This is a genomic window from Pseudomonas asturiensis (genome assembly GCF_900143095.1).
Taxonomy (GTDB): Bacteria; Pseudomonadota; Gammaproteobacteria; order Pseudomonadales; family Pseudomonadaceae; genus Aquipseudomonas; species Aquipseudomonas asturiensis.
In genome coordinates this window covers 106,733-119,907 of sequence record NZ_FRDA01000001.1, presented here as the reverse complement: position 1 = coordinate 119,907, position 13,175 = coordinate 106,733, and the positions used below count along the sequence as shown (strand labels likewise).

The 13,175-nt window shown below is 58.4% G+C and carries 11 protein-coding genes; 1 reads left to right on the top strand and 10 read right to left on the bottom strand.

The window, feature by feature from the left end:
* Positions 1-64: 64 nt before the first annotated feature.
* Positions 65-1,465 (bottom strand): aspartate aminotransferase family protein, encoded by a 1,401-nt coding sequence (locus BUB69_RS00690; RefSeq protein WP_073161812.1) that lies wholly within the window; start codon positions 1,463-1,465, stop codon positions 65-67.
* Between the two features lie 158 nt (positions 1,466-1,623).
* On the bottom strand, positions 1,624-2,400 hold the full coding sequence (locus BUB69_RS00685; protein WP_240033428.1) for an SDR family NAD(P)-dependent oxidoreductase: 777 nt from the start codon (positions 2,398-2,400) through the stop codon (positions 1,624-1,626).
* A 106-nt stretch (positions 2,401-2,506) separates the two neighbouring features.
* Here BUB69_RS00685 and BUB69_RS00680 point away from each other — a divergent pair, with 106 nt between their 5' ends.
* Positions 2,507-3,412, top strand: a complete 906-nt coding sequence (locus BUB69_RS00680; RefSeq protein WP_073161810.1) for a LysR family transcriptional regulator — start codon at positions 2,507-2,509, stop codon at positions 3,410-3,412.
* A gap of 193 nt (positions 3,413-3,605) precedes the next feature.
* Here BUB69_RS00680 and BUB69_RS00675 read toward each other — a convergent pair whose 3' ends face one another.
* The 8 genes from BUB69_RS00675 to BUB69_RS00640 all read right to left on the bottom strand — a co-directional run bounded on the left by BUB69_RS00675 (position 3,606) and on the right by BUB69_RS00640 (position 13,120).
* Positions 3,606-5,216, bottom strand: a complete 1,611-nt coding sequence (locus tag BUB69_RS00675) for a gamma-glutamyltransferase family protein (protein WP_073161809.1) — start codon at positions 5,214-5,216, stop codon at positions 3,606-3,608.
* A gap of 21 nt (positions 5,217-5,237) precedes the next feature.
* Positions 5,238-6,017 carry an amino acid ABC transporter ATP-binding protein gene (locus BUB69_RS00670; protein ID WP_073161808.1) on the bottom strand — a complete coding sequence of 260 codons (780 nt, stop codon included), beginning with the start codon at positions 6,015-6,017 and terminating at the stop codon, positions 5,238-5,240.
* A gap of 2 nt (positions 6,018-6,019) precedes the next feature.
* Positions 6,020-6,796, bottom strand: coding sequence for an amino acid ABC transporter permease (locus tag BUB69_RS00665; protein ID WP_024689325.1), 777 nt, complete (start codon positions 6,794-6,796; stop codon positions 6,020-6,022).
* Between the two features lie 12 nt (positions 6,797-6,808).
* A complete protein-coding gene (locus BUB69_RS00660; protein ID WP_073161807.1) occupies positions 6,809-7,618 on the bottom strand; it encodes an ABC transporter substrate-binding protein in 810 nt (269 codons plus the stop codon).
* 74 nt (positions 7,619-7,692) lie between these two features.
* Positions 7,693-8,361: a GntR family transcriptional regulator gene (locus BUB69_RS00655; protein ID WP_073161806.1), complete on the bottom strand. Its 669-nt coding sequence runs from the start codon at positions 8,359-8,361 to the stop codon at positions 7,693-7,695.
* A gap of 741 nt (positions 8,362-9,102) precedes the next feature.
* Positions 9,103-10,200: a methyltransferase gene (locus BUB69_RS00650; protein ID WP_073161805.1), complete on the bottom strand. Its 1,098-nt coding sequence runs from the start codon at positions 10,198-10,200 to the stop codon at positions 9,103-9,105.
* 2 nt (positions 10,201-10,202) lie between these two features.
* Positions 10,203-11,246: an NAD(P)/FAD-dependent oxidoreductase gene (locus tag BUB69_RS00645; protein WP_073161804.1), complete on the bottom strand. Its 1,044-nt coding sequence runs from the start codon at positions 11,244-11,246 to the stop codon at positions 10,203-10,205.
* On the bottom strand, positions 11,243-13,120 hold the full coding sequence (locus BUB69_RS00640) for a class I tRNA ligase family protein (RefSeq protein ID WP_073161803.1): 1,878 nt from the start codon (positions 13,118-13,120) through the stop codon (positions 11,243-11,245). The genes BUB69_RS00645 and BUB69_RS00640 overlap by 4 nt, the downstream gene beginning before the upstream one ends.
* Positions 13,121-13,175: the final 55 nt, after the last annotated feature.

The following is a 13,175-nucleotide window of genomic DNA, read 5'->3' as shown; positions in this document are numbered from 1 at the left end:
CCTCTTGGCGCTCATTCAAGCGACGTGGCAGTACTTGAGAAAGGTGGCGGTGTCAGACGTCCCGTCATGAACGGATGACCCGCGCTCCAGGCAGGGCCAGCAGCGTGGTCAGCGCGTTATCCAGCTCACCGATCAGCCTGTCGATATCCGCTTCACTGGTTTGCGGGCAGCACAGGGTCATGTTGTGAAAAGGCGTGATCAGGATGCCGCGATTGATCAGATAGAGATGCAGGGCCATTTGCAGACTGTCATGGAAAGCCGCTTCGGCTTCTGCACCGGTTCTGGGCGAGGTGGCACAGAATTGAAACTCACAACGAGCCCCCAGCTCCGTTACCGACCAGTCCAGCTGGTGGCGCCTGAACAACGCTCGAAACCCGTGCGCCAGTCTTGAGGCCAGGGGCAGCATGTGTTGATAGGCAGACGCTGTCATGACGTCTTCGAGGCTGGCGCGCATGCAACGCATCGCCAGTGCATTGGCAGACAACGTCGTTCCCATGCCGCTGTGTCCATGCCCGCCACTCTCTTCACTGCCACGCGTTTGAGCGTCCTTCATAGCCAAGGCAACTGACTCGGTCATGCCGAACACAGCGCAAGGCACGCCACCTGCGATGGGTTTACCCATCACGAAAAAGTCGGGTTTCAAATCCCATTGGCGGGTGCATCCGCCCAGGCCCGTGGAAATAGTGTGGGTCTCATCAATGACCAGCAGGCTGCCATATTTAAGCGTCAATTCCCGGCACTTTTGCATGAATCCAGGATCCGGCAGGACCATGCCTATGTTGGTCATCGCGGGCTCGCACATCAGCGCGCAGACATCGCCCTGGGCTAACGCAGCCTCCAGCGCGGCCACATCGTTGAACGGGATGGATCGACTGTACTGGGTCAAATCATAGGCCTGGCCCACGAGACCCGCACGGTGCACTGTTTTGCCGTCGCGGTAGCGCACCATCACGTCATCTACGGTGCCGTGGTAACAGCCATCGAACACCAGCAAGACCTTGCGCTTGGTGATAGCCCGCGCCCAGCGCAGAACGTAACGGTTGGCATCAGTTGCAGTGGCGGTCACCTGCCAGTAAGGCAACTCAAACCGCTGAGCCAGTAACTCGGCGCAGACCACCGCATCTTCGCCAGGCAGCATCGTGGTCAAGCCATTATTTGCCTGCTCGGCTATGGCGCGGGCAACAGGATCAGGTGAATGGCCAAACATCGTACCGGTGTCACCCAGACAAAAGTCGATGTATTCATGACCGTCAACATCGGTGAAACGTGCACCTTTGGCACGCTGGACGAAGAGCGGCGAAGGCATCGACCAGTCGCTCATCCAGTGCATGGGAACACCGTTGAACAAATTGGCCTTGGCACGCTGGGCCAGCGCCATTGACGTCGGGTTGTTTTCCATAAAGCGTGCGCGCTCGGCGGCGGTAAAAGCAGCAATCGCTGATTCACAAATACCACTGTTAGACATGATAAAAACCCTATGCTTACTATGAAATTAATGAAATCCGTTGTCGCTCAGATAACAACACTCCATCGCCCTCTTCACGCCCCGATCAGTTGTTGAATGGCGGGGAAAGGTGCTGTCTGACTTGCAGCCAAAGAAGAAGGACCGTCCGTGTCATGAGGTCAGGCTTGAGCGGCTTTGTTCTCGACCAGACAATTACCGCCATCCACCACGAGTACTTCACCGGTGATGTAACTGGCCTCAGGCGACGCCAGAAATGCAACAGCCGCCGCCACTTCGCGCGGACTGCCTGCCCGTCCTAGCGGCGTATAGCGCCCCGCCTCTGCTTCAACGGGCGTGGTTGAACCGGTGGTGATCCATCCGGGAGCCACGCTGTTTACAGTGATTCCCTGCCTGGCGACTTCAAGTGCAAGTCCCATGTTCATGCCCACCATCGCGGCTTTGGCAGCGCTGTAAGCGGCTTCACCTGGATTGCTTCCCCGGGTGCCCGTGGTGGAACTGATAGTGACGATGCGCCCATAACCTCGCGCCTTCATACCGGGCAAGACGGCCCGTGTCAGAAGAAAAGCGGTCGTTAAATTCCTGGCCAGTGAAAGATTCCACGCCTGCAGTTCCATCGTGGCCACTTCCGATAACACCTCAGGGCTTCCCTGCATGGACATACCGGCATTGTTCACCAGAATATCGACCCGTCCCCATACGGACTCTGCCCACAGACTCAATTCACGCACCTGACTTTCATCAGTGAGGTCAGCTGGCCGGCCTTCCACTTCGAACCCTTCAGCGCGCAGTTCTTCAACCCGTTCAAAAATGCGCTGACTGCTTGCCGTAATGATCAACTTCACGCCGGATGCAGCCAGTCTGCGAGCGATGGCCATGCCGATCCCGGCTTCACTTCCGGCACCGCTGACAAGTGCCACATGCCCTTCCGACTCCATACCCAACATGGTGTGCTCCGCATATTTAATTTGAAAGCAGAGTGGAAACTAAGCCAGTAAACCTGATACATAAAGACGACCATTATCAGAAAAACTGACGACCCTTATGGCGTTCACCAGCGAGTCCCTTAAAGTCTTCCTCTGCGTCATGGACAGCGGCTCCTTTTCTGCTGCGGCCCGGAAATTGGGTCGGGTCCCTTCGGCCATCAACATGGCGGTGTCGCAGCTTGAGGCAGAGCTGGATTTGTTGCTTTTTGACCGTTCAACCCGCAAAGCCATTCCTACGGCAATCGCCAAAGCACTGGAGCCCCAGGCACGTCAGGTTGCCAGCCAGCTAAACCTGCTGGACGCCCATGCGCTCCAGCTTCATCAGGGGCTGGAGGGGCGCCTGGTCCTTGCGATGGCGCCGGAGTTGCAGACAGGCCCATGGAATCGTCCGCTGGCCATCATCGCCAGGGAGTTTCCCACGCTTGAAATCGAGATTCGCTCCGCGTCCCATCCGGAGGCGATGCGCATGTTGCATGAAGGGCGCGTGCAATTGGCACTGGGATTTGAACGGCCAGGACTTGACGAGCGCGAGACGTTTCTTGAAGCAGGGAGCCAGTTGTTAGTAGCGGTTGCTGCTCCAGATCACCCTGCGGCCGCCGGCAAGAAAAGTCCCTTAAGTGAGGAGCAACTGGTCGACGTTCGGCAGATCATCGTTGCTACTGGAGGACCTGCAGATTCTGACCCACGTGTTGTGCTGTCGCGGCGGATTTGGCACAGCGACAATTATCTGGCCACGCTGGACCTGGTGCAGCAAGGATTGGGCTGGGCTTATCTTCCACAACCGCTGGTACAGCCTCTCATCACGTCGGGCGCATTGACGGAGGTGGTGTTTGACTACATGCCGAGCCAGATGCGGTTATGGGTCGATATCATCTGGGTAAAAAACCGGCCCTTGGGGTTGGGCGCGCTTCGTTACCTGAGCCTGATACGCGAAATTGCCGAGGGCGAGCCTCGTCGTGTTTGACGAGTCAACATGACTGGCCTCTCTGCGCTGCCACGTTCTTAAGCGCTTGTACGCGAAAAACATATCGAAAGATCAAATAACCCAAGAGCAGAGAATCCGACTTCGGAAAACTCAAACAACTTATCACTGACAACTTAGGGTACTGACCCCGAACAGCTCAATGATCCGCCGGGGTCAGTGCCGGTGCAGCCGCTTACCAAACCGCGATATGTGAGTCCGCCCTCGGCTCAGTGCCGCCGCACAACACGCCGGTAACCGGGTCACGCAGGATGATCTGTCCACGCCCGTAGTCGGTCAGGTCGCTGTCGGTCTGCACTTTGTGCCCGCGCCGCGCCAGTGCATTGACCAGGTCGCGGGAAGCACCGTGTTCGATGCCGACCTTCATGTCGCCCAGCCATTGCCAGCGTGGCGCGTCGAGGGCCGCTTGCGGGTTGAGGCCGAAGTCCACCAGGTTCATCACCATTTGCACATGGCCCTGGGGCTGCATGTAGCCGCCCATCACGCCGAACGGTCCAAGGGCCTTGCCGTGCTGGCTGAGGAAGCCGGGGATGATGGTGTGGAAGGTTTTCTTGCCCGGTGCCAGGCAGTTCGCATGGGCCTCATCGAGGCTGAATTCCTGACCGCGGTTCTGCAAGGCGATGCCGCTGTCGGGCAGTACCACGCCGGAGCCAAAGCCGTGATAGTTGCTCTGGATAAACGAGACCATATTGCCCTCGGCGTCCGCTGTGGCCAGGTACACCGTACCGCTGGCATGGGGGTCACCGGGCTTGGGTGGCTGTGCCTGCTCGCCAATCTGACGACGGCGGCGGGTGCTGTAGTCGTCGCTGAGCAGGTCGGCCACTGCCACGCGCATGTGCGCCGGGTCGGTGATGTAGTGCAGGCCGTCGCTGTAAGCAAGCTTCATCGCCTCCAGTTGCCGATGCCAGGTCTGCTGGCTGTCGCGGTGATCGAAGCTGAAGCCTTCGAGAATTTTCAGCGCCATCAGTGCCACCAGGCCCTGGCCGCTGGGCGGGATTTCCCAGACATCCACGCCACGGTAATTGATGTGGATCGGATCCACCCACTGGGCGCGGTAATCCTTGAGGTCGCTGGCGCGCAGGTAGCCACCGCTGGCACGCGAATGCGCATCCAGGCGCTCGGCCAGCGCACCGCGATACAGGCTCTCGCAGCGGGTGGTGGCAAGTTCTTCGAGCGTGCGGGCCTGGGCCGGGTTGCGGAAAATCTCGCCCGCCCGGGGTGCGCGCCCATCGATGAGGAACGTGTCGAACCAGGCTTGCAGCACTTCATCGCGGTGCGGACTGAATTCGTTCAGGGAGATCTGCCATTGCTGGGCAACCACTGGCGATAACGGGAAACCGTCGCGTGCCAGGCTGATGGCCGGCTGCAGCAATTCGGCGAACGGCAACTTGCCGAAGCGTTGCGACAACTCGGCCCATGCCGACGGGCAGCCAGGCACAGTGACCGGGGTCCAGCCATACAACGGCATCTGCGCATGCCCCGCCGCCTTGACGGCCTCGACACTCAACGCAGCCGGCGCATGGCCGTTGCCGTTCAGGCCATGCAACTGGCCGTTGCACCACACCAGGGCAAACGCGTCGCCGCCAAGACCGCAGCCGGTGGGTTCAACCACAGTAAGGGCCGCCGCCGTGGCGATTGCTGCATCAATAGCGTTGCCGCCCTTTTGCATGATCTGAATGCCGGCCTGGGCGGCCAGCGGCTGCGACGCCGCGACCATGCCGCGACGGGCAAATACGCTCTGGCGCTGCGACGGATAGGGATACTCGTGAGCAGAAAACTTCAACATGGCAAAGGCTCTTCAAAAAGGTCATAACACGCGGCTGAGAAACGCCCGGGTACGCGGATGGCTGGGGCGACTGAAGATCTGCTCCGGCGGCCCTTGCTCGATCAGTTCCCCCTGATCGAGCACCACCACGCGGTCGGCCACCTCGCGGGCAAAGCCCATTTCATGGGTAACCACCACCATGGTCATGCCCTCCTCGGCCAGCTCCTTCATCACCTGCAAGACCTCGCCGACGGTTTCCGGGTCGAGGGCACTGGTAGGTTCGTCGAACAGCATGGCCTGGGGCTTCATCGCCAGCGCACGGGCAATTGCTACCCGTTGCTGCTGGCCGCCGGAGAGCATCGACGGATAATGGCTGGCCTTGTCCGCCAGGCCCACCCGCGCCAGCAAGCCGCGCGCCTGCTCCAGTGCCTGGGCACGTGGCACGCCGAGCACCTGGATCGGCGCTTCGATAATGTTCTCCAACGCGGTCATGTGCGGGAACAGGTTGAAACGCTGGAACACCATGCCGATGTCGCGGCGCTGGCGGGCGATGTTGCGCTCCGAGTCGCGCACCAGGCTGCCGTCGCTGCGTTCGCGATAGCCCATGGCGCGGCCGTTGACGCGAATGCGCCCACTCTGGATGTCTTCGAGCAGGTTGATGCAGCGGATGAAAGTGGTCTTGCCGGAGCCCGAGGCGCCGATCAGCACCACCACTTCACCGCGCCGCACTTGCAGGGAGATGCCCTTGAGGATCTGCAGTTCGCCGAACGACTTGTGGATGTCCAGCGCCTCGATGATCAGTTCGTCACTTTGGTGCGCCATGATTAACGTCCCCTCAGCAGTTTCAGGGTGCTACGGCCGAACATGCGGCTGGCGGCCGGCGGTGGCACCGAAGGCCGATCGGACTGGCCGAAGCGGTTTTCGAGCCAGCGCTGGAAAAAGCCCCACAAGGTCGTCAGCGTCAGGAAGTAAAGGGCGACCACCAGGTACAACTCGAACACGCGAAAGGTCGCCGAGGTGATCATCTGCGTGCTGAGGAGCAATTCCTGCACACCGATCACGCTGACCAACGTGGTGTTCTTGAGCATCACGTTGAACTCATTGCCCAGCGGCGGCACGATCACGCGGAACGCCTGAGGCAGCACGATACGCCGCATCAGCTTGGCGAAGCCCATGCCCAGAGAGCGTCCGGCTTCGTATTGGCCCTTGTCCACCGCGCCGATCCCGGCGCGAATGATCTCGGCCATGTACGCGCCTTCGTTGAGGCCCAGGGCGATGATTGCTGCCTGAATATTGCCGGGGATGATCAAGCCGAACAGCTCGACGTCTTCGAAGCGGAAGATCCCGCCCGCGGCCAATGCGGTGTACAGAAACACGATCTGCACCAGCAACGGCGTTCCGCGCATCAGCCACACGTAAAAGCGTACCGGCAGGTGCAACAGCGGGTTCTTCGACAGGCGCAACAGCGCCGCTGCCAGGCCCAGCGCACAGCCCAGCAGCATCGCCAGTACGCTGATCAGGCAGGTCAGCCACAGCCCGGTAAGGTATACGCCGCTAGGCTGCAGCAGGTACTGCCAGAACACATCCCAATTGAAATTCATCGTTGTAGAGCCTCAGTCGAGTGTGTCGCTGCTGACATGCCATTTGTTAAGCAATTGCGCATAGCTGCCGTCGCTGCGCATGTCGCTGATGATCTGCTGCACGGCGGCGGTCAATTGTGGGTCGTCCTTGCGCATGCCCAGGCCGGTGAGGATGCGACTGAATGCCGGCACGCCTTCCTGAAACAGATCCGGGGCCATCGCCGCGTAGTAACCGGCAGTCTCCACAGTGGTGCCATAGGCATCGACCTGGCTGATGCGCAGCGCCTGGAACGCATCGGTGTCGGTGTTGTAAACCACCAGCTTCATCGGTGGCTTGCCAGCCTTGGCGAGGCTTTCGTTCTGTGTGTCGAGCAAGGTTTTGATAGTGGAGCCGTTGAGCACCGCCACCTTGTGCGCGGACAGGTCATCCAGGGTCTTGATGCCTTTGGGATTGCCCTTGGGTACCACCACCGCCTGACTGGAATACATGTAGTTGACGATGTCGATCACCTGCCGGCGCTCGGGCTTATCGAACAACTGGTCGACGATCATGTCGCACTGCTGGGCAAGCAATGCCGGCACCAGCCCGGAGAACGGGATGACCCGCCATTGCACCTGTTTGCCGCCCAGACGTTTGGCGATTTCCAGGCCCAGGTCAACAGTGAGCCCACGCGGTTTCTGGGCTTCGTCGAAGGACACCAGAGGCGGTGAATCCATCCCCGAGCAGTACGTGAGTTTATCGACCTTTTGCAGGCGCTCCGGCACTTGGGGCGCGGCAAACGCCCATTGCGAACAGAGACCAAGGGTTGCAGCCACCAGCAAGGCGCGGCGTTGTTTATGCATGACCAGACACTCCACTTCGTTGAATAACGGGGCAGGACTAAAGTCAAAACACGGACGGGTGCGACCCGCCTCTCTTATTTTTTCAACTGCAGAAATTGACTCAACTCCGGCACAGTGCTTTCGATGTGTTCGCGCACTACGGCTTCGGCGCGAGCGGCGTCACCGGCGCGAATCGCATCAAGGATCACCGCGTGCTCCTGTCGCGCACTGAGGGGTTTTTCACTGTGCTGCAGCCACAAGCGCATGGGAGCTTCTACCAGCGAATAGAGCGCTGAAATCTGCTTCATCAAGCGCGGGCGCCCGCTGAGGCTGCACAGGTACTCGTGAAAAGCGCGGTGGCAGCGGACCCACGCAGCGCTCTCGTCGCGGTAGTCATCCATCTCATCCAGCAGACGCTCCAGAGCCGCCATCTGGCGTTCGCCGATGCGGCTAACCGCAACGCGCACCGCCAGGCCTTCAAGGGCGCTGCGCATCTCGAACACCTCATGCAACTCATCGATATCCAGACCGCTGACGACCGCGCCACGGTTCGGCCGCAGCGTCACCAACCCTTGGGCATCCAGGCGGCGAAACGCTTCGCGCACCGGCATACGGCTCATGCCGATCTCGCTGGCAATGTCCTCTGCAATCAGTCGGTCACCCTTGCGGTAGCGGCCGCTGCAAATGGCGTCAAGCAGGAAGTTGTAGGCCTCCTCCTCGGCTGTGAGGGGCTGACGGTCAACGTAAGCGGGGGCAAATTGCATCGGCAGCCTCTCTGTATTTTTGTATCCAATTATCCACGGATACACTTAAGCAGGGTGCGTGCCAACTGACCCGCTTCAAAGTAACCACCTGATTTGCTTGCAATTCTCTGATTAGATGCCGCTGATACACGGGCGGCAGGCAGCGCATTGTGCTACCAGATGGCGCAATGACTGCCTGTTTCTGTGCAGAAAAGTAGCGGATGTCTGTGGAGTTGGGCTGGCGATTGAGCGGTGGGGGGAAACGGCAATATTCAAGGAGGCTTCAGCGCGGCAGACTGTCAAAAGCAACGCCGCGTTCGGAGGTAACGAGGAATTCTGACACACACATGCCAACTTCATTAAGAAGACAGCTTTGGCGCCGATAGCCTTGCACTGCATACCGCAGTGCAAGGAGGCATCATGAAAAAGCTAGCTGTAGCCGGACTTATCGCACTACTTTCAATCGTTTCAGTCTCTGCGTCGGCCTGTCCAAAGGGCACACATCCGACCGGAGGAACGGGTTCGCACCATAAGGGCGGGACCTGTAAATGAGCCAAGCCCGGCCAGGTGCCGGGCTTTCTTGTTACGCCAAGCCAGTCGCTTCATCGACACCCCATCTGACCCATGAGGTCCCTCTGCTCTTTCAGCGAGGAGGACAACGCAGCCATGATCGGTCAAAACCGGCGAAACACATGCATTGCCTGAAGTCAGGTCATCAATGCTTCGCTCTCACTGCGTGTGCTCCGGTCTCTGGAGAGTGTCTTACGAGGTCTTGCTGGCAAGCACGGTGTCGCGGCAGCCGTGCGCACGATTGAGCTGCACTTCGATGTGTTCGAACCGGTTGCCAGCCAGCAACGCCACCAGAGACTTTGCAGTGAAATTGTGCCCACCCTCAGTCAGGATCTGTACATACAGACTCATGAGCGTCGGCAGAATCGGCCCGGCCAGATCATCGTCCAGCAAGGTCTCACTGACCACCAGGCACCCTCCCGACTTGAGGTAATGGTAAGCATTGGCCAGCAACTTGACCTGATAATCATGACTCCAGTCCCCCAAGACCGCGGAGATCAGCACCACATCAAAACCAGCCTCAGCCAACGGCAAGCGAGCGAAGATATCTCCTGGCAGGCAGGAAATTCGATTGCCCAGCCCCTTGCGATCAACTTCGGCGCGGGCAAAGCGCGTGGCTTTTTCCAAATCGATCAGTGTGATCTGCGCCTGTGGGATCGCCTGTGCGATTTCAATAGACACCTGCCCACCGCCGCCGCCCAGATCAAGTATGCGCAAGGGAGCAGCAGAACCGATTCTTGCGCCCAATGTATCGGCAATGCGTGTCCCCGCTCCCGTGCTGAACGTGTTCATGGCCGCCATAAACACGGCGAAGTCGCTCTCGCTTTTATCCAGTTCGGCATAAAACTCATGAGTATCGCCTTGCACCGAAGACAGGTGCAGACGATCAGAGATGGGCTTGCCACTTTTGAGCGACTCGGCCAGATGGCCGAATAACGGATAGACATGACGACGATGGTGCTCGACCGCCGAGCAGATATTGTGTGCACTGTGGCGGGAGAGCAGTTTCTGTGCATCGCTTGAGTTGAAGAACTGATCATCCCGCTGAATGATCAGTCCGACTGACAAACCGAAGGACACCAGTTTCTGCACGTGCGCCGCACTGAGCAGACATGCGTCGGCCAGTTCACTGATTGCGGTTCCTGAGGTCTCATCCAGATGACTGAACAGATCCACCTCTACGCAACCGAATAAGGAGGCAGACAACATATAGCCATTCACCAAGGTGTGAACCAATGCTTCGGAACTTGGCAATGTACCGCGAAAATCAATCGTTCCCTGATTCAGCATATCTAGGATTCCAGTATTGAGTTGATGTAAGCCAAGGTTCTGGCCGGTGCGTACTTGAAAGCGGCGCCTTCGCCGAAAGCAAATACATGCGTACGTTTAGGCAATGTGGTTTGCGCCTCGTGAGCCCTTGGAGCGAAGGCGTCTGCAGAGCGTGTGGTTCGAACACCTGAGAATGAAAGCGGCACGGGTGCGTAGCGCTGCAAATGGGCAACGGCCTTGTTCAGATGAGCGCTGGCGCGGTCAGGCAGGTCATCTGGCGAAACGTCCCAATCGAGCTGAGGAACGCCAAATAAAATCTCGCCAAACGCGGTCGGACGAGCATGGAAGCCACTGTCGTGTTCAACCACAAAAGGCAGATGCGGCAGGTTATGGCCGCAGAGCCGATGAACGGTGATGGTTCGATTGCGCACTACGACCGGCAGTGCCAGGCGCTCAAGCAGGCTGGATGTCCAGTAACCCGTGGCGAAGATCACCCCATGCGCCACATGACGCCCCGCTTGCGTCAACAGCTGATACGCACCGACACCTTCCTCGAACGCCAGAACCTGATGACCGAACCGGAAGGTCACCCCAAGTCGCTCACAGGCGGCACGCAGCGCATGCCATGTGATCAGGGGATCTCTGAAGCCGGCATGCTTATCCTCTACGGCGTAATCCACTGCGCCCCATTCGATATGCGGGCTGTCAGCCTGAAGCTGAGTGCGCGAAAGCACTCGCTGCCCCCTCGCCCTGGCGTTGTCCAGCAGACAGTCAGCATCTGCCGCACCGAAGCAGTAATAACTCGGGCAAGGATGAAAATCGTCGGCCAGGCCCAGTTCCGAGTAAAAATCATGGCTTTGTACGACCTGAGCGCTGACAAGAGGGTCAGGATCGAAAAAGCGTATCCCGGCTCCGGATACAGTGGAGGCGTTTGCCACCCGGGACATCTGTTCGATGACACACACACGCAGCTTGCGTCGTGCCAGGTGCAGGGCGGAGCACAGACCGATGAGCCCGGCACCGACGACAATCCAGTCGTAGTGGCTGGATACCTCGCTTGAACTCATGGGCGATCCAGTTCGCAGATCACTTGCGGCATTATGCAACCCAAGTGCAGGCGCAACAGTGTCATGGCTTCGGCCTCCAGGTGCATGCTGGTACGCCGTTCGCCGTGATCGGCCGACGCCTCGAAGTCGCCGCAGGTCATCCGTTGAAAGCGGGCCACTACATCAAGCAATTGCTTGACCGAACTGGCGTATTGTTTGACGGCATAGCCGTTAGGCACACTGAGGGCGTTGCTCAGATGAACCTTGTGCTGATTGAAAAACGTGCCGTATTCCTGATGCAGCCGAGTCCAGGAACCGGGCTGCGGGACAACGCCTGCGAACTGCCCGTCGAGTCGCTGTCGATGTGTAGCGGACACCTGCGTCAGATCAGCCAGAGCGCTTTGCCGAAAGTTTTCAAACTCACTGCGATCATAGTTTTCTCGGTGGACGTCGGGCCTTTTCAGCGACAGGTAAAAGCGGTACCAATCCGCAATGGCAGGTGAGGTAAACACATCGTTGGCCCAGATAGCGTGATTGCGGCTGGTCGAAAACTTCAACTGATCCAACAGCAAAAACTCATTGACCACGAACGTTATCTTTAATCCCCGCACGCCCAGCGCGGCGAACAATTGTGGGTACAGATGGGCGTAATAAAACGAGTTGTCAAAACCCATCAGGTGAATGATTTCAAAATCTGCGGCATTCAGGCGCTCGATTGCCCGCTCGACATCACTGACTTCTTCACCAAACACACCCTTGTAAACGGCGGCCAGGTAACCCGCAGCCATTTCAATCCAGGCCAGATAGGATTGGCCCCTCAGCTCAGGATGTCTTGACGGTACACCCCACTCACTCTGGAACGTCACCACATAATCTTCCTGTGCGAGCGCGCGTTGTTTGAGCAAGTAGTTTTCAAGCTTCGGCGGTGCGGTGACCTGAAACCCGGCGTTTACAAAATCGGCGCCACAGCGGCCCAGATCCAGTACACCTTTTTTGCCCCGTCTTTGCGTTGGCGTCGCACCGCACAGGTTGCATGACACGTCATGCAGGTTGTAGCTGTTATTCGGGCTGCCGCAGTCTTCGCAAACACACCCATTGGAGGGTGCATGACACGTAGGACAGCCGCCTCGGGCGAAGGCATCAAACACTTCAATCTGGCAACCGGTACACTCTGCAATGGTTTGCTCTTTGATCTGCAGAATGTCTTTTGCAATCAGGCGCTCGATGAAGTCATGCACGAAGTCGAGATGAAACTGGCTGTCGCAATCATGCACGTCGTCATAACCGATATTGGCGTTATCGAAAGTACACATGATGGATCGACTGAATTTTTCATAGATATCGCGGGCATGAACACCCTGTTGCTGCGCCTTCAGGTCGACATACGACTGATGCTTGTCCAGACCGACAATCAGGCTGGCCGATGTGCCCTGGCCCTGTAGATAGCGCTTGATGATATCGGCGCAAATATAAGGCCCGGAAATATGCCCCAGGTGCAGATCGCCATTGGGTGTCGGGGGCGGCGTAAACAGGATCTGGCGAGTGGTCCGCGGCTCGGCTTCCGACTCCAGGTCTTCCCACCAGATACTCATGAACTCGACGTGCGACTGAGGATGAGCTTCGATGTAGTGCTCGCTGAACGGCTTGATGTAAATAACATCTCCGGCCGAGATGTTGCGTCGAACACTGTCCTGAACAAACTCGCCATGACCGGAAACGATAATGAACGTTTCATGTTCGTGGTGCAGATGGGGTTGGCTTAGCGTCCCGGCTTGAACGGTGACACTGGCAGAGCCAAAGGGTGTACGCAGCGACGGCTCAGGATAGATACGCTTGATCAGAGCGTTGTATTCATGACTCAACTTGAACTGCTGATGCTTTCTGACGACTTCCATGATGGTCTCCCCAACGTGCAAAAATGCTGATCACCGGGCACAGTAATACCCGGGT